The sequence below is a fragment of the Enterobacteriaceae endosymbiont of Donacia tomentosa genome (assembly GCF_012571135.1).
In the GTDB taxonomy this organism is placed as follows: Bacteria; Pseudomonadota; Gammaproteobacteria; order Enterobacterales; family Enterobacteriaceae.
In genome coordinates, this window is record NZ_CP046216.1 from 190,697 (window position 1) to 208,577 (window position 17,881).

Consider the following 17,881-nt stretch of genomic DNA (forward strand, 5'->3'; position numbering starts at 1 on the left):
TTTATATTATTATTTTTTAGAACATAATTTATTTAATATTATTAATAATTTAAGCGGGAAACGAGACTCGAACTCGCGACCCCAACCATGGCAAGGTTGTACTCTACCAAACTGAGCTATTCCCGCAAAAAATCTTAAGACTATAAAACCATAAAAAATAACAAACTTAATAATATATAATATAAATTTTATTTGTCAATATTTTTTTAAAAAATATTTTTTTTGAATAAAGTATTTTTATAAAATTTTAATTCTGATAACGATTCATATATATCTTTAATAGCACTATGATTATTTTTTTTTTTTAATTTCGCAAAAATATCTGGATTCCAAATTTTCACTAATTCTTTGATAGAACTTACATCTATATTCCGGTAGTGAAAATATTTTTCTAAATTAGGCATATAATTATATAAAAAAATTCTATCTTTATAAATACTATTACCACACATAGGAGAATGTTTAAATTGAACCCATAATTTTAAAAATTTTAAAATATATGTTTCTGCTTTTTTTTCATTAAATTGACTATTAATAACTTTGTTAATTAAACCATTGTCTTTATGAATTTTTTTATTCCATGAATTCATAGAATTTAAAATTTTTTTAGATTGATGTATTTGTATAACTGGACATGTAGCTATAATTTTAAGATTTAAATTTGTTATAATAATTGCAATTTCAAGTATACGGTCAGAATTAGGATCTAATCCTGTCATTTCTAAGTCAAGCCATATTAAATTATTATTTTTTATCATAAAAATTTTCTCTATAAAAAAATTTCAAAATAATTTTTATATTTTAAAAAAAATGATATGCTTTTATATTAAAATATAAATATAAAAAATTTATTGTGAAATGAATATTTATAAAATAAAAAGAAAAATATACTTATATACACAATATTTTTTACCAAAATTATTAATTACAAAATTTTTTGGTTATATAGCCAAGAAAAAACTTAAGATAGTAACTACTATATTAATATATATATTTATTAAAATTTATAAAATAAACATAAAGGATGCCAAACATTCTAATATTTTTTATTATAAAACTTTTAATCATTTTTTTACTAGAAAAATAAATATGAATAGTCGTTTTTTTTACAAAAAGGATTATCATATTATACAAAATACCGATGGTATTATTAACCAAATTGGTTTTATTAAAAAAAATAAAATTTTTCAATTCAAAGGTTGTAAATATTCACTTGATGCTTTAGTTGGAAATTTTTTAAATATAAGTAAAATTTTTAAAAATGGTAATTTTATTAATATTTATTTATCACCAAAAGAATATCATCGTGTTCATATGTCTTACGATGGTTTTTTATTAAAAATAATATACATACCAGGAAAATTATTCCCCGTTAATGAAATAATATCTCAAAATTTATGTAATTTATTTGTACTAAATGAAAGAGTTATTTTTTTATTTAAAACATCATTTGGATTTATGGCGCAAATTTTAATTGGAGCACAAATAGTAGGAAGTATTAATACATCATGGTCTGGGAATATAATTCCATTTAGAAAAAAAATGATGAAATGTTGGAATTGGCCTTATATAGAGAATTATTCTCAAAAAGATTCTATTTTTTTAAAAAAAGGAGAAGAAATGGGTTATTTTAATATTGGTTCAACTGTGATTACTTTATTTCCTCCAAAAACAATTATTTTTAATAAAGATTTAAAAAAAGGAATTAAAACAAAAATAGGAGAATTATTAGCTACTACTATTATATCTAAAAAAAAATGATATTTTGTTTAAAATTTATCAGTTGAAAAACTAATTATATCATAAATAGACTTTTTATTTAATAAAAACATAATAAATCTATTTAATCCAATAGCTATCCCAGAATAATTAGGTATTTCCCCATGTTTTATTGTATTTGATAAAAAAATATCTATTTTTTATTCTTATAAACCAATTAATTTTCTTTTTTTATTATCTTTTTCAAATTTATTTTTTTGTTCATTACTATTTTTTAATTCATGAAAATCATTACCTAATTCCACACCTTTAAAAAATACTTCAAATCTATTAGCTATATATTTGTATTTTTTATTAATAGTTTCTGTAGTTTTTTATGATTCAGGAAAATCGTATATTAAAATAGGTTTTTTAAAACTTATTTTAGGAAAAATATATAAATCAAATAGTATTTGTATATAATCATCAAAATTATTTTTCTTTTTAATATTTATAAAATATAATTTGCTGACTACAGAAGACAATTTTTTCTTATTTATATTAAAAGGATTGATTTTTAAATATTTTAAAAAAATATTTTTATACGAAACTTTCTCTAATTTTTTAAATCCAAATACCATGAAAAAATTATTTACTTCATATATTAGTTTATTTAAATTATAATTTTGATTTTAATATTCTAAAATAATAAATTCAGGATTATGATATTTACCAAACTCTTTATTACGAAAACTATGACATATTTAGTAAATTAGTTTTTTTATTTTGGATGATAATACTCTTTTCATATGATATTCAGGACTAATAAATAAGACATAATTTTTGTTGATTTTTATTACTAATAAATTTTGTATAAAATTATCTTAAATAAATACTAATATTCACAAATTAAGTTAATATTGGAGTTTCTACTTCAATAAAGTATTTTTTATCAAAAAATTTCCTAATTTTTTTTATTATAAAAAAACGTTTTATTAAATCAGAAATGTTTTCATTTAGGTACCCATTTTTTTTTATTCATATAATTATTTTTCACGAGAAACATATTTTTTCTTTCTCACATCTATTTTCACTATATCACCAATTTGAATAAAAGAAGGAACTTTTATTTTTTCTCCATTACTTACAATAGCATGTTTATTATTACTATTTATAGTCTCACTTTTTAATTTTAAATTTGTATCAAGTACCTTTAATTTAATAAAATTAGGTAAAGTTAAAAATATAGGTTTTTGGTTCCAAAAAGTTATATTATATTTATAATTAGGTATTAGCCACTTACTTTTCTGTTTAAGAATTTTGTTATTAACTATAATTTGTTCAAAATTATTTTTATACATAAAGTAATAAAAAATATTATTTTCATGATATAAGTAAATTAGTTTTTTTTCAAAAATTTCTGCAGTATCTAAATTTTCAGTAGATTTAAAAGTTTTATCAATTAATTTTTCTGTAATTAAATTACGCATTTTTACTCTTACAAAAGCTTGCCCTTTACCAGGTTTTATAAAATTACTATATTCTATAATATATGGTTGATTTAAAAATATAAATTTCATCCCTACTTTAAAATGATTACTAAAATAACTTACCATTGTCATTTTACCTTTTTTAAAAAAAATTTAATTTATAATAATTTATTTAAATAAATAAATATTCTTATGAAAGAATTATAGTTACAATAACTAATAAATAATATTGATAATAATTATGATCTTTTAAAATTATTAAATTTTAATGTACAAAGAAAAAAATATAAAGATTTTTATATAAAAAACAGAAATCTTTTTTAACGTAAAAATACCCAAAATTTTTATTACAAAAACAGAAAAAGAAAATATTTTAGATCCAATTTTATTACAATTTTTATTAAATAAAAATGAATTAGTATATTATAAAAAATATAATAGTAATCCTTTAAACGAAAAATCTATTATATCAGGAATGATTCATAAGCATTATAATAGAGTATTAATTTGAATAATAGGAATTTGTGCAGTACATTGCAGATATTGTTTTCATAAAAAAAAACAAAAGAAATTAATCCAATTAATAAATTTTTTTAGAATAAAATAATTAACTATATAAACAAACATACTGAAATAAACGAAATTATATTTTTTGGTGATTACTCATTAATAATTAATGATAATAAACTGAAAGTTCTTATTCAAGATATTAAAAATATACCACCACCACATATAAAAATATTAAGAATACATACAAGAATAATATCCGTTATTTTTGAAAGAATTACTAAAAATTTAATCCAAATTTTTAATCAGTGTAAATTACATATATTAATTGTTACTCATATAAATCATCCAAATGAAATTAGTAAAAAACTATTTAATAAAATTTTTATTCTCAAAAAAAATGGGAATAACTATTGAATCAAATAGTTTTATTAAAAACCATTAATAATAATAAGAAAATTTTAATAGAATTAAATAATAATTTATTTAATATTGGAATTATTCCATATAATATTCATTTGTTAGATAAAATAGAAGGTGGCAATATTTTTATATCTCAAAAAAAAGCTAAAAAAATTATGCAAGTTATTATATTAAAATTATCAGGATTTTTAGTGCTAAAATTAGTAAAAGATATTCATGGGAAAAAACATCAAAAATTTATTATTTAGTAAATAAAATTTAGTTTTACAACAATATTAAGCTGTACTTTACAGTACAGCTTTATATTAATATATTAATAATTTAATACTAATAAAAAACACTTAATAAATAATTAAATATAATTAAAAATAAATAAAATAACCTACCTAAATTACATCATACCACCCATACCACCACTCATACCACCTGGAGGTGTATTAGATATTTCTGATTTTTCATCTTTCGGTAAATCTGTAACCATACATTCTGTAGTAATCATAAGACCCGCAACCGAAGCTGAATATTGTAATGCTGATCTAGTAACTTTAGTTGGGTCTAAAATTCCAAATTTAATCATATCACCATATTCTTCATTAGCAGCATTATAACCATAATTACCATGTCCATCTTTAACATTATTTGCAACAACAGATGGTTCTTCACCTGCATTAGATACTATTTGACGTAAGGGTGCTTCCATTGCTCTTAAAGCAACTTTTATTCCCATATTTTGATCTTCATTTTGACCAATTAAATTCATTAATTTAGCTGCTACACGTACTAAAGCTACACCACCACCAGCAACAACACCTTCTTCTACAGCAGCTCTAGTTGCATGTAATGCATCTTCTACTCTAGCTTTTTTTTCCTTCATTTCGACTTCAGTTGCAGCACCAACTTTTAATACAGCAACCCCACCAGCTAATTTAGCTACTCTTTCTTGAAGTTTTTCACGATCATAATCTGAAGTAGCTTCATCTAGTTCTTGTCTAATTTGATTTACACGTCCTGAAATAGCATTTTGTTTACCCATGCCATCTATAATTGTTGTTGTATCTTTATTTATAACAATACGTTTTGCTTGTCCAAGATCATCCAATGTTGTTTTTTCTAATTCTAAGCCAATTTCTTCAGAAATTACATTGCCACCTGTAAGTATAGCAATATCTTGTAACATAGCTTTACGACGATCTCCAAATCCAGGAGCTTTAACTGCTGCTACTTTGACTACACCACGCATTGTATTTACTACTAAAGTTGCTAAAGCTTCTCCATCCACATCTTCTGCAATAATTAGTAATGATTTACTTGCTTTTGCTACCATTTCTAACACAGGTAACATTTCACGAATATTAGAAAGTTTTTTATCTACTAAAAGCAAATAAGGATTATCAAGTTCTACAGTACCTGATTCTGATTTATTAATGAAGTATGGAGATAAATACCCTCTATCAAATTGCATACCTTCAACAACATCTAATTCATCTTGTAATCCAGTCCCTTCTTCAACAGTAATAACTCCTTCTTTTCCAACTCTTTCCATTGCTTGAGCAATTAAGGCACCTACTGTTTCATCAGCATTAGCAGAAATTGTCCCTACTTGTGCAATAGATTTGGAATCTGAACAAGGTACAGAAATAGTTTTTAATTCTTCCACTGCAGCGATCACAGCTTTATCTATACCACGTTTTAAATCCATAGGATTCATGCCAGCAGCAACAGCTTTTAATCCTTCACTTACAATAGATTGTGCTAATACGCTAGCTGTTGTTGTACCATCTCCTGCTACATCATTAGCTTTAGAAGCTACTTCCTTGACCATTTGTGCTCCCATATTTTCAAATTTATCTTCTAATTCTATTTCTCTAGCAACTGTTACTCCATCTTTAGTTATTGCTGGAGCACCAAATGATTTATCTAGTACAACATTTCTTCCTTTAGGACCAAGGGTAATTTTTACTGCATCCGCTAGTACGTTTACACCTCGTAACATTTTTACACGTGCATCATTACCAAATTTTACGTCTTTAGCTGCCATTTTAAATGTCCTATAAATTCATTTAGATTAAATATACTTTTATAAAAATTAAATTTTATTTATTTAATAAAAATTTTTTATTCTTTAACAATAGCTAAAATATCACTTTCAGACATTATTAAAATTTCTTCATTATCAATTTTTTCTGTTTTAACACTATAACCATCATTAAATATGATTATGTCACCTTTTTTCACATCTAAAGGTTTTATCACTCCGTTATCTAATATACGTCCTTTTCCTACTGCTAGTACTTCTCCTCGTGTAGATTTTCCTGCTGCAGAACCTGTTAAAACAATTCCTCCTGCAGTTTTAGATTCAACTTCTTTACGTTTCACAATAACTCGATCGTGTAATGGACGAATATTCATTTAGTAATTCTCCTTTTAAGAAGTTTGGTCAATATATTATAAGTTAATAATAATTTATTTTAACGAATGTGTCCTGAAAGATAAGGACTAATCTTATCTGTTTCAAGCCCTAGCTCAAAAAATTTTATTTTTAACATTCTTATAAAAAAAATAACTTATATTTATAAAAAGCCTAATCGTTATATATTATACAGATTAATCCTTTAATTTAAACCTTACAAACAAAATTATACATATAATATATATTATATAATAATAAAAAAATATAATTTTTTATTATAATCATTTTATTTAATTTTTTAAATTATTTTTCTTTTAAAAAATATTGATTTTTTCTTATATTTATTGTTACAATGCGTGAAAGTAGTAATACGTTGCCCGGATAGCTCAGTTGGTAGAGCAGTGGACTGAAAATCCCCGTGTCGGTGGTTCAATTCCACCTTCGGGCATACATAATTATTAATAATATAAAGAAATACTGCAATATTATAATTTTTATAAGATTAATAATGTCTTCTTAGGCATATAAAGTACCGTCTAAAACAATTATTAAAAGTGGGATTTTTTAATTTTTTCTCTCTTTTATAAAGTTTTTTTACAAAAAAATTATTTTTATTTATTTTTGTGTAAAAAATACTAATTTCAACATAACGATCTAAGTATAAACATTTTTTTAATAAATTAAAATTTCTTATCCTATTACAGTTTTTGTTAATTTTTTTATTACCCAAAATTTTAATAGATATATTTTTTTTTTTTAAATGAATATTTTTATGATATAAATAATTTATTATTGAATTGATTCTTTTTTGTGCTAATAAAAAATTATATTTTTTGTTGCCAAAAAAATCATAATGTCCTAATATTAATATTTTTCTATTATAGATTTTTTGTTTTCTTTTATTTTTATTTGCTTGAATTATTAATTTATTTAATATTTTTTTTCCTTTAATTTGCAAACGAAAATCATCAAATTTAAAATATACTCTAGATTTTAAATTAATATTATTATGATTATTGTTTTTATATTTTTTAAAATGATGTGGTATTCTTTTTGAGGAATAATAATCTTGATTATGAAAAGAATATTTTAGTCCTAAAACAAACATAGAATTACTTGTTTCTTGTCCTAAATTTTTATTATCCCCAATTTTGTGTATCCATTGATATTCAAACCGATAAAACCAATTATTATTAGTTTTATATTCACTACCAATTGCTAATATTGGACTTGCATTAAAAAAAATACTATTTATTTTTTGTTCTTTATTCTTTTGTATATTTTTCGTTCTTGTAATGATATTTCCAAACCTAGTATATATATCCAAATTTTCAATTATCGGATAAGTTATTTTAGTAGTTAATTGTATACCTTCAGACTGAAAAATATTAATTATATTTGACTCATTAATATTTTTTATTAATTTTCCAAACCAATCATATTCAATTTCAAAACTTAAAAAACGATTTTCTTGAAATCCTAAAAAAAATCCAGAACCTAATTTATTAATTTCATTATAATTTTCATTATCAATATCATTCCCAAATAAATTAAGATTATTATATTTAGACAAACCTAATTTGGAACCTAAATACCAATAACTATTATTCTTATTGAAATAAGCATTAGCAAAACTATTGTTTACACCTATTATCATAATTATGATTATGATTATAAAAGTTTTTTTTTTCATTTTTATGTAATTTCTTTTAGAAGCAAAATTCTATAAATATTTTTATTATATCTAAATATTTGTAACTTAAAATATTTAATATGTGTTTAAAATTAAAATATAAGTATATTTACCTCCTAAATATAAAAAATAACAAAATTTAATTAACATTAAATTTTTTAATAATAAAAAAAATATTATTTTTATCTTTTTTAAATCTAATATAGGTATTAAGTTTAATATTATTTTGTAATATTACTTGAACCCAAATTTTATTATTAGATAGTTTTAAAGATTTTAAAATGATACTACCTCTTATAAGATTCCACCTATTTTTTATATCATCTTTAAATTCTAGTATATCATTAAATGCAGGTAAAAATTTTATTTTACCCTCTAACAAGAATAATGTTTTATTTTTTTTTTTTCTAAATTGAAAATTATTAATTATTTCTTGTCCTAAATAACATCCTTTATTAAAATCAATAGAATTAAAAGCTTCCATATTAGCTTGTTGTGGTAAAAAATGATTATTGATTTTATCTATTATGGGGTAACCTATTTCCATATTTAATTTTAACCAATAATCATTATTTTTCATAAATACTTTTTTATGGGTAAAACAATTTTTTAAAAAAAAATTCATTTTATTTTTTGATAAAATAATTAAATATCGTGTTATTGGTTTATAAAATTTAAGAAAAATAATTTTTTTAAAGAAGAATAATGACGTTTTTTTAAAAACAAGATCTTTATTTTTAATAATATTAAATATAAAATTATCAGATTCTTCACCTAATATACCAAAAATTTTTTTTGTTTCTAAAAAAATGCTAATTTTATATAAAATAATATATTTTTTTATATTTTTTAAATAATCTTTAACTATATTAGTTCTAATAAGGTAACTATAATTATTATTTTTTTTTTTAAAAATATGCATATTTGTTAAAATGTTACCTTTTACATCACAATGAACAGCGTTAAAAAAATTTATATTATCGTCTAATTTATTAATATTTAGTGTTAATTGATTTTGTAAAAAAACCTTAGCATCAGGTCCTTTTATAGTAATGATTTTCCAATCATTTAATTTAATTAATTTTAATAAATTATTATGATCATTTATCCCTATCATAGTAGATTTATATATACCTTAACCTTACCTATATTTTATATTAATATTGTAAATATTATATTTTTTAAAAAAACAAAGAATAAAAATATAAAAAATTATTTTTTTAGTAATGTTCTATGTCTTTCTTGTAAAGAAAATACTTTTTCTTTAGGATTTTGAGACATAGCTTTAATTGTAGCTATAGCTCCATTAATTGTAGTATTATAATGAATATTATTTTGTAAAGCTAAAATACGCATTAATTTGGATAACTTAATAGATTTTTTATCTGTTGTAGTATTAATAATATAATTGTACTTCTTTTTTTTAATGAAACTAATTATGTTTGGAAATTTTTCAGTTACTTTCCTTACTTTTTGAACTAATAAATTTTTTTGTTTTAAAAATAAGGCAGTACCAGATGTTGCCTCAATTTTAAATCCGTAACTCATTAACTTTTTAACTAAAGGGACAACTAATTTTTTATCGTAATCTCTCACAGAAATTAATGCAATACCTTTTTTACTTATATTAATTTGAGCACTTAACATAGCTTTAGCAAAAGATGCAGCGAAATTATCTCCAATACCCATGACTTCACCTGTTGATCTCATTTCCGGCCCTAAAATAGGATCTATTCCATAAAATTTATCAAACGGCAATACAACTTCTTTTATAGAAAAATAAGATGGTACAATTTCTTCTGTAATATTTAAATTTAATAAAGATTTTCCTATCATTACTAATGCTCCTATTTTTGCTAATGGAACATTTATGGCTTTAGATACAAAAGGAATAGTTCTAGCAGCTCTAGGATTAACTTCAATTAAATATATTTCATTTTTCTTTATAGCAAATTGAATATTAACTAAACCACGTACTTTAATTTTTAAAGACAATTGTTTAACTTGTATTTTAATATTATTTATAATTTTCTCATTAAGAGAATATATAGGTAAAGAACAAGCTGAATCACCAGAATGTATACCTGCTTGTTCAATATGTTCCATTATACCTCCAATAAAAACATCTTTTCCATCACAAATAGCATCTACATCTACTTCTATAGCATTATCTAAAAATTTATCTAATAAGATAGGAACCTTGTGCTTAACATTACAAAAATAATAATTTTTCAAATCTTTTTTATTATATACTATTTCCATAGATGTACCTCCTAATACGTAAGAAGGACGTACAACTATAGGATATCCAATTATTTTAGATTTTTGTAATGCTTCTTCTAAATCATTTACTATATAATTCGGAGGTTGTTTTAATTTTAAAGAATTTACTATATATTGAAATTTTTTTCTATTTTCAGCAATATCAATAGAAGTAGGACTAGTTCCTATTATATTTATTCCTTCTTTTGCTAAATCTTTAGATAAATTTAATGGAGTTTGCCCTCCATATTGGACAATAATTCCTTTTGGTTTTTCAATTCTAATAATTTCTAATACATCTTCTAAAGTAATGGGTTCAAAATATAAACGATCTGAAATATCATAATCAGTTGAAACAGTTTCAGGATTACAATTAATCATAATTGTTTCAAAATTATTTTGGCGTAAGATTATTGATGCATGAACACAACAGTAATCAAATTCAATACCCTGTCCAATTCTATTAGGCCCACTTCCTAAGATAATAATTTTTTCTTTATTTTTGGTAGGGTTAGATTCACATTCTGTTTCATATGTTGAATATATGTATGCTGTATCAGTGTCGAATTCTGCTGCACAAGTATCTACTCTTTTATATACAGGATGAATATTATATTCATACCGTAGCATTCTAATTTTTTGTTCAGAAGTATTAACTAAATTAGCCAATCTGGCATCAGAAAATCCTTTTTTTTTTAAATTAAAAAAATATTTTTTATTAAATAAACATTTAATACCCAAATTTTGAACTTTTTTTTCTGTTTGCATTAGATCTTGTATTTGTGATAAAAACCACATATCTATTTTAGATAGATTATATATTTCAAAAATAGAAATTCCCAATCTAAAAGCATCTGCTACAAAGCAGATTCTATCAGGGCCCGGGTTCTTTAATTCTTTTTTAATTATATTATAATTTTTTTGATTTTTTATTAAATTAATTTTAGGTTCAAACCCATTAAGACCTGTTTCTAAACTACGTAATGCTTTTTGTATTGATTCTTGAAATGATCTCCCTATTGACATTATTTCGCCTACAGATTTCATCTGTGTTGTAAGTTTATTATTTACACCAGGAAATTTTTCAAAATTAAATCTAGGTATTTTAGTAACAACATAATCAATAGCAGGTTCAAAAGAACTAGAAATATGATTTTTAGTTATATCATTGGTTAATTCATCTAAAGTATACCCAATAGAAAGTTTTGCAGATATTTTAGCAATAGGAAATCCTGTAGCTTTAGATGCTAAAGCTGATGAACGTGAAACTCTAGGATTCATTTCAATAACTATTAATTTACCTGTTTGGGGATTAACAGCAAACTGTACATTAGATCCTCCTGATTCTATACCCATGGCTTCCATAATAGATATAGAAGCATTTCGCATTTTTTGATATTCTTTATCTGATAAAGTCTGAGCTGGAGCAACAGTGATAGAGTCTCCAGTATGTATACCCATAGGGTCAATATTTTCAATTGAACATACAATAATACAATTACCATTTCTATCTCTAATTACTTCCATCTCATATTCTTTCCATCCTATTAAATATTCGTCAATTATTAATTCATTATTAAGAGATAAATTTATACCATTTTCACAAATTTTTTTAAATTCTGTTAAATTATATGCAATACCTCCTCCACTTCCACCCATTGTAAATGATGGTCTAATAACACAGGGAAAACCAATTTTTTGAATACAATCTATCGCTTCATCCATATTATGTACAATACAAGAAGATGCAGTATTCAGACCTAAATTTTTTATTATATTTAAAAAATCATTACGATTTTCAGCTTTATTTATAGTATCTATTGTTACTCCAATAGTTTCTACATTAAACTTAGTTAAAATATTATTTTTATGTAAATTTAATATACAATTTAAAGCAGTTTGCCCTCCCATTGTTGGTAAAATGGCATCAGGTTTTTCTTTTGCTATAATTTTAGTAATAACTTCCCAATTCATAGGTTCTATATAAGTTATATTAGCTATATCAGGATCTGTCATAATTGTTGCAGGATTTGAATTAACTAAAATTAAATTATAACCTTCTTCTTTTAAAGCTTTACATGCTTGAGTACCTGAATAATCAAACTCACAAGCTTGTCCGATAATAATTGGGCCAGCTCCTAAAATCATAATATTTTGTATATCAGTACGTTTTGGCATTTTGCAATCTCTTATATTTTTTAAAACAATATTCTTGAATTAATTTTACAAAATAATCAAATAAAATAGATGCATCATGTGGCCCTGGACTAGCTTCTGGGTGTCCTTGAAAACCAAAAGCTGGTTTGTCTATACGATGGATACCTTGTATTGTATTATCAAATAGGGATATATGTGTTATTTTTAAATTTGCAGGAAGGCTTTTTTTATCAACAGTAAAACCATGGTTTTGAGTTGTTATAAATATTTTATTATTTAGAATATTTTTAACTGGGTGATTACTCCCATGATGGCCAATAGTCATTTTTTTAGTTTTAGCACCACTTGCGATTGCTAATATTTGGTGTCCTAAACAAATGCCAAATATTGGTATATTTGTTTTTAATAATTTTTTTACAGTATCTATAATATAAAAACAAGGTTCGGGATCTCCAGGTCCATTAGATAAAAAAATCCCATCGGGATTTAATGACACTATTTCTTTGAAATTAGTAAAAGCAGAAATAACTGTTACTTTACATCCTTTATTAACTAACATAGTTAATATACTTTTTTTAATTCCCAAATCAAATGCCATAATATGCATAGGAAAATTATGTTTTTTTATTAACTTATTATTTTTATTATTTCCTATCCAAGAATAATTTACTTTTGTTGTAATTTTCTTAATTAAATCTAATCCTTGTAATCCACTAAATTTACAAATTTTATTTATAATTTTGTTAAAATTAATTTTTTTTTCTGTAGTAATTATACAACATTTATTAATTTTTTTTTTACGAATTAATCTAGTTAAATAACGAGTATCTATTCCTTGTATAGCAATAATATTATGTCTTTTAAGAAAAAGATCTAAGGATTCCTTATTACGATAACTACTTGGTAATTTTGATAAATTATTAATAATAAGGCCTTTTAAATAAATTTTGCCAGATTCATTATCATCTGGATTTGTCCCAACATTACCAATATGAGGATATGTTAACAAAACAATTTGTTTGTAATAAGAGGGGTCAGTAATTATTTCTTGATAGCCAGTAATAGCAGTATTAAATACTATTTCTCCAAATGTTATTCCATTTATGCCTATAGATTTTCCTATAAATTTTGTTCCATCTTCCGTTATTAATATTGCTTTTTTATTAATCAAATAATCCTCCAAAAAAAATTATTTATAATAAAATTTTTTGAAATAAAAATTTTATTATATATATATATAATTTAATAATTATACTATTTTTTTAAATTTTTTTAAAAAAATTTAAAAATGTTGAAACAATTAAAAACACAATATTACAAAAGATGATAAAAAATTTTTTATATGTTTATAAAAAAAACAGATTAGTATATCAAAATATATCGAAAATACGAAATTATATTTAATAAAATTAATGAAATATAATTTTTGCTTTATTAAAATATAAAAATTTAATTAAAAATGTGTTCTATATTGTATTTGTTAAAAAATTAAAATATAAAATTAATTTTTTTTATAAAAAAAATACTACTCTCTTATATAAAGAGAGTAGTATTTTTTATTTTATTTTAACTAAAGATTGCATATGAAACATATATTCTCTTAATATATATCCAATTTTTTCAATAGGATGATTTCTTATTTGATAATTTATATCACGCAAATAAGCATTATTTATTGATGTATTTTTTTTTTGTATTATATTCAAATCTTCTTTTGTTATTTTATTCATAAAATTTTTTAATAAAGGGATAGCTTGATTTGAAAATAAATAATTACCATATTCGGCTGTGTCAGATATTATTTTATTCATTTCATATAATTTTTTCCTTGCAATAGTATTAGCTATTAAAGGTAATTCGTGTAATGATTCATAATATGCTGATTCTGGAGATATTCCTGTTTCCACCATTAATTCAAATGATAGTTCTATACTACTTTTTATAAAAGCTATCATAACAATACCTTTATCAAAATAATCTTGTTCTTCTATAAAATTATTTTTTCTATTATTAGAAATTTGTTCAAAATTACTATTTTGATATTTTTCACGCCATTTTATTAAATTTTTATTGTTATTATTCCAGTCTTTTATAATTTCTTTAGAAAATTCACCTGAAATTATATCATCAATATGTTTTTGAAATAAAGGTTTTAAAATTTTTTTTAAAATTATAGATAGTTGATAAGAACGTATTTTAGCATTATTTTCTAATCTATCCATCATTAAACTAATACCGCCTTGTTTTAAAGCTTCCGTGATATACTCCCATCCAAACTGGATAAATTGAGCAGCATAAGATGAATTTATACCAAATTTTAATAAATTATCAAATAATAAAATAGATGCTGTTTGCAGCATACCACATAAAACGGTTTGTTCTCCCATCAAATCAGATTTCACTTCAGCAGTAAAAGATGACTCTAAAATACCAGCTTTATGACTCCCGATAGATACTGCCCAAGCTTTAGCTATTTCTAATCCATTTTTTGTATTATCAGCATGTTGATGGACAGCAATTAAAGTAGGAACTCCGAAACCTTTTTTAAATTCTTCTCTAACTTCGGTTCCTGGACTTTTTGGTGCAACCATAACTACTGTAATATCTTTGGGAATATTTTCTCCTTCTTCTATAATATTAAAACCATGAGAATATCCTAATGTAGCTCCCTTTTTTATTAAATGTTTAATATCTTTTAATACTATATGATGATTTTTATCAGGTGTTAAATTAATTATTAAATCAGCAGTAGGTATTAATTTATTATAAGTTCCTACTACAAAATTATTTTTATGAGCTCGTTGCCAAGATAAGTTTTTTTTTTCAATAGATTCTTTTTTTAAGGCATATGATATATTTAAACCAGAATCTCTCATATTTAATCCTTGATTTAAACCTTGTGCTCCGCATCCTATAATAACAATTTTTTTTTTTTTTAAAAAATTAACATTTTGTGAAAATTCTTCAAATTTCATTAATCTACATTTACGGAGATTTTTTAATTTTTTACGAAAATTTAAATTATTAAAATAATTTCCCATTTAAATTACCCTATATAAAAAATGTTATTTATTATATATTTATATAACAAATACACTTATAAAAAATATTTATGAAATATTATAGAATAAATATATATTAATATTTACATAAAATATATTACAAATATTTTATACTTTAAAAAAAAACAATAAATAAAATTTTTTATAAAAAAATTAAAAAATTTATATTAATAATATATAATTTATTTTTATCAATTTGAGATGTCTTTTAAACAACTTACTTTTTTAATCAAAATAGAATTTAATTAAATAAATCCTTAATTAAAAAATATAATGTTATTTCATTATTTTTCATAATAATTTAATTTATTTTTATCTCGAACAGCTCCTTTATCAGCACTAGTTACTAAAGCAGCATATGCTTTTAAAGAAAAAGAAATTTTTCTTTGTCGTTTTAATTTAGGAGTATATGCTCTATTTTCTCTTTTTTCTTCTTGTTCTTTTCTTTTTTCTAGAATAGAATTTGGAACATCTAGATGTATAGATCTATTTGGTATATTAATTTCAATAATATCATTATTTTGTACTAACGCAATTGTACCCTTACTTGCAGCTTCAGGAGAAATATGTCCTATAGATAAACCTGAAGTTCCTCCAGAAAAACGTCCATCAGTAATTAAAGCACAACTTTTTTCTAATTTCATAGATTTTAAATATGATGTAGGATATAACATTTCTTGCATCCCAGGACCACCTTTAGGGCCTTCATATCTGATAACAATAACATCTCCATGTGAAATTTTTTTATTTAAAATTGCATGTACTGCAGATTCTTGACTTTCGTATACTTTAGCTTTTCCTTTAAAAATCATTAAGGTTTTATCAACACTAGCTGTTTTTATTACACATCCATTTTTTGCAATATTACCATATAAAATTGCTAATCCTCCATCTTTACTAAAAGCATATTTAGAAGAACGTATACATCCTGTTTTACGATTATTATCTAATTTAGTCCACATTTTTTTTTGTGAAAAAGGATTAGTTGTTTTAATATTACCAGGAGCTGACTTAAAAAAAAATTTTATTTCTTCATCTTCCGTATCTATTATGTCATATTTTTTTATAGTTTCTTTTACTGTTAAACCTAAAATATTTTTAACATTAGTATGTATTAATTTTTTTTTATTTAATTCACTTAAAATACCAATTACTCCTCCTGCTCTATGAAAATCTTCCATATAAAAATCTTTTGTACTAGGAGATAATTTACATAACCATGGTATTTTCCTTGATAATTTATCTATATCTGTTAAAGTGAATGATATATGTGCTTCTTGTGCTAAAGCTAAAATATGTAAAATTGTATTAGTAGAACCTCCCATTGCTATATCTAACATCATTGCATTTTCAAGTGATTTTTTATTTACAATATTTCTTGGTAAAACATTAACATCATTATTATGATAATACTTTTGTGTAATATCAACTATGATTTTAGATGCTTGTATACATAATTTTTTTCGATTTATATGTGTAGATAATAAGGATCCATTTCCTGGTAATGCTAATCCTAAAGCTTCTACTAAACAATTCATAGAATTTGCAGTAAACATACCGGAACAGGATCCACATGTTGGACATGCATTTATTTCTATTTTTTTTACATTATTATTAGTTTGATTTATATTTGCAGCTTGAACCATTGCATCAACTAAATCAATTCTTTTTTGATCATAATTTTCTATATTAATTTGTCCTGCTTCCATGGGCCCACCAGAAATAAATACAGTAGGAATATTTAAACGCAAGCATGCCATTAACATTCCCGGAGTAATTTTATCACAATTAGATACACAAATCATTGCATCAACACAGTGGGCATTTATAACATATTCTACAGAATCAGCAATAAGATCTCTAGAAGGAAGAGAATATAACATTCCATCATGTCCCATTGCTATGCCATCATCAATAGCTATTGTATTAAATTCTTTCGGAACTCCTCCTTTTTTTTTTATTACGTTTGAAATAATTTTACCTAATTGTTGTAAATGAATATGACCTGGAACAAATTGAGAGAAAGAATTTACTATAGCAATAATAGGTTTTGAAAAATCAGAATCATCCATGCCAGTTGCTCTCCAAAGAGCACGTGCTCCTGCCATATTACGACCTTGTGTAGTAATAAATGAACGATAATTAGGCATATTTTTCTCTTTTTTAAAATGTTAAAATA

15 protein-coding genes and 2 tRNA genes are annotated in these 17,881 nt (G+C 22.8%); 3 read left to right on the top strand and 14 right to left on the bottom strand.

The window, feature by feature from the left end; genetic code table 11:
- Positions 1 to 52: 52 nt before the first annotated feature.
- Both GJT88_RS00895 and orn read right to left on the bottom strand, forming a co-directional pair.
- A tRNA-Gly gene (locus GJT88_RS00895) sits at positions 53 to 126 on the bottom strand.
- Between the two features lie 80 nt (positions 127 to 206).
- A complete protein-coding gene (gene orn / locus GJT88_RS00900) occupies positions 207 to 758 on the bottom strand; it encodes an oligoribonuclease (RefSeq protein WP_168895074.1) in 552 nt (183 codons plus the stop codon).
- Between the two features lie 100 nt (positions 759 to 858).
- Between orn and asd the strand changes: the two genes are divergently transcribed.
- Positions 859 to 1,761, top strand: coding sequence for an archaetidylserine decarboxylase (asd, locus tag GJT88_RS00905; protein ID WP_168895075.1), 903 nt, complete (start codon positions 859 to 861; stop codon positions 1,759 to 1,761).
- 8 nt (positions 1,762 to 1,769) lie between these two features.
- Here the strand turns inward: asd and GJT88_RS02340 are convergent, their stop codons facing one another.
- The 4 genes from GJT88_RS02340 to efp form a co-directional block, all read right to left on the bottom strand.
- On the bottom strand, positions 1,770 to 1,916 hold the full coding sequence (locus tag GJT88_RS02340) for an amino acid--tRNA ligase-related protein (protein ID WP_168895334.1): 147 nt from the start codon (positions 1,914 to 1,916) through the stop codon (positions 1,770 to 1,772).
- Positions 1,917 to 2,093: 177 nt separating this feature from the next.
- The gene (locus GJT88_RS00915; RefSeq protein WP_168895076.1) at positions 2,094 to 2,339 is read right to left on the bottom strand and encodes a hypothetical protein; all 246 of its coding nucleotides are present in this window, start codon (positions 2,337 to 2,339) and stop codon (positions 2,094 to 2,096) included.
- 268 nt (positions 2,340 to 2,607) lie between these two features.
- The gene (locus GJT88_RS02345) at positions 2,608 to 2,736 is read right to left on the bottom strand and encodes an amino acid--tRNA ligase-related protein (protein WP_168895335.1); all 129 of its coding nucleotides are present in this window, start codon (positions 2,734 to 2,736) and stop codon (positions 2,608 to 2,610) included.
- 8 nt (positions 2,737 to 2,744) lie between these two features.
- Complete coding sequence (gene efp, locus GJT88_RS00925) at positions 2,745 to 3,320, bottom strand: elongation factor P (RefSeq protein WP_246213265.1); 576 nt, start codon at positions 3,318 to 3,320, stop codon at positions 2,745 to 2,747.
- 788 nt (positions 3,321 to 4,108) lie between these two features.
- Here efp and GJT88_RS00930 point away from each other — a divergent pair.
- Entirely contained in the window at positions 4,109 to 4,366 is a 258-nt protein-coding gene (locus tag GJT88_RS00930) for a hypothetical protein (protein ID WP_168895077.1), read from the top strand.
- Positions 4,367 to 4,509: 143 nt separating this feature from the next.
- Here GJT88_RS00930 and groL read toward each other — a convergent pair whose 3' ends face one another.
- The gene (gene groL / locus GJT88_RS00935; RefSeq protein ID WP_168895078.1) at positions 4,510 to 6,156 is read right to left on the bottom strand and encodes a chaperonin GroEL; all 1,647 of its coding nucleotides are present in this window, start codon (positions 6,154 to 6,156) and stop codon (positions 4,510 to 4,512) included.
- 77 nt (positions 6,157 to 6,233) lie between these two features.
- The gene (locus tag GJT88_RS00940; RefSeq protein ID WP_168895079.1) at positions 6,234 to 6,527 is read right to left on the bottom strand and encodes a co-chaperone GroES; all 294 of its coding nucleotides are present in this window, start codon (positions 6,525 to 6,527) and stop codon (positions 6,234 to 6,236) included.
- 376 nt (positions 6,528 to 6,903) lie between these two features.
- Here GJT88_RS00940 and GJT88_RS00945 point away from each other — a divergent pair.
- Positions 6,904 to 6,976: transfer RNA gene (locus GJT88_RS00945), tRNA-Phe, on the top strand.
- A gap of 54 nt (positions 6,977 to 7,030) precedes the next feature.
- Here the strand turns inward: GJT88_RS00945 and GJT88_RS00950 are convergent.
- The 6 genes from GJT88_RS00950 to ilvD all read right to left on the bottom strand — a co-directional run bounded on the left by GJT88_RS00950 (position 7,031) and on the right by ilvD (position 17,852).
- Positions 7,031 to 8,221 (bottom strand): OmpA family protein, encoded by a 1,191-nt coding sequence (locus GJT88_RS00950; RefSeq protein WP_168895080.1) that lies wholly within the window; start codon positions 8,219 to 8,221, stop codon positions 7,031 to 7,033.
- Positions 8,222 to 8,360: 139 nt separating this feature from the next.
- Complete coding sequence (gene ygfZ / locus GJT88_RS00955; protein WP_168895081.1) at positions 8,361 to 9,338, bottom strand: CAF17-like 4Fe-4S cluster assembly/insertion protein YgfZ; 978 nt, start codon at positions 9,336 to 9,338, stop codon at positions 8,361 to 8,363.
- A gap of 95 nt (positions 9,339 to 9,433) precedes the next feature.
- Positions 9,434 to 12,661: a carbamoyl-phosphate synthase large subunit gene (gene carB, locus GJT88_RS00960; RefSeq protein ID WP_168895082.1), complete on the bottom strand. Its 3,228-nt coding sequence runs from the start codon at positions 12,659 to 12,661 to the stop codon at positions 9,434 to 9,436.
- A complete protein-coding gene (gene carA, locus GJT88_RS00965) occupies positions 12,645 to 13,808 on the bottom strand; it encodes a glutamine-hydrolyzing carbamoyl-phosphate synthase small subunit (RefSeq protein ID WP_168895337.1) in 1,164 nt (387 codons plus the stop codon). The genes carB and carA overlap by 17 nt, the downstream gene beginning before the upstream one ends.
- A 388-nt stretch (positions 13,809 to 14,196) precedes the next feature.
- On the bottom strand, positions 14,197 to 15,681 hold the full coding sequence (gene ilvC, locus GJT88_RS00970; protein ID WP_168895083.1) for a ketol-acid reductoisomerase: 1,485 nt from the start codon (positions 15,679 to 15,681) through the stop codon (positions 14,197 to 14,199).
- A gap of 305 nt (positions 15,682 to 15,986) precedes the next feature.
- Positions 15,987 to 17,852, bottom strand: a complete 1,866-nt coding sequence (ilvD, locus tag GJT88_RS00975) for a dihydroxy-acid dehydratase (RefSeq protein WP_168895084.1) — start codon at positions 17,850 to 17,852, stop codon at positions 15,987 to 15,989.
- Positions 17,853 to 17,881: the final 29 nt, after the last annotated feature.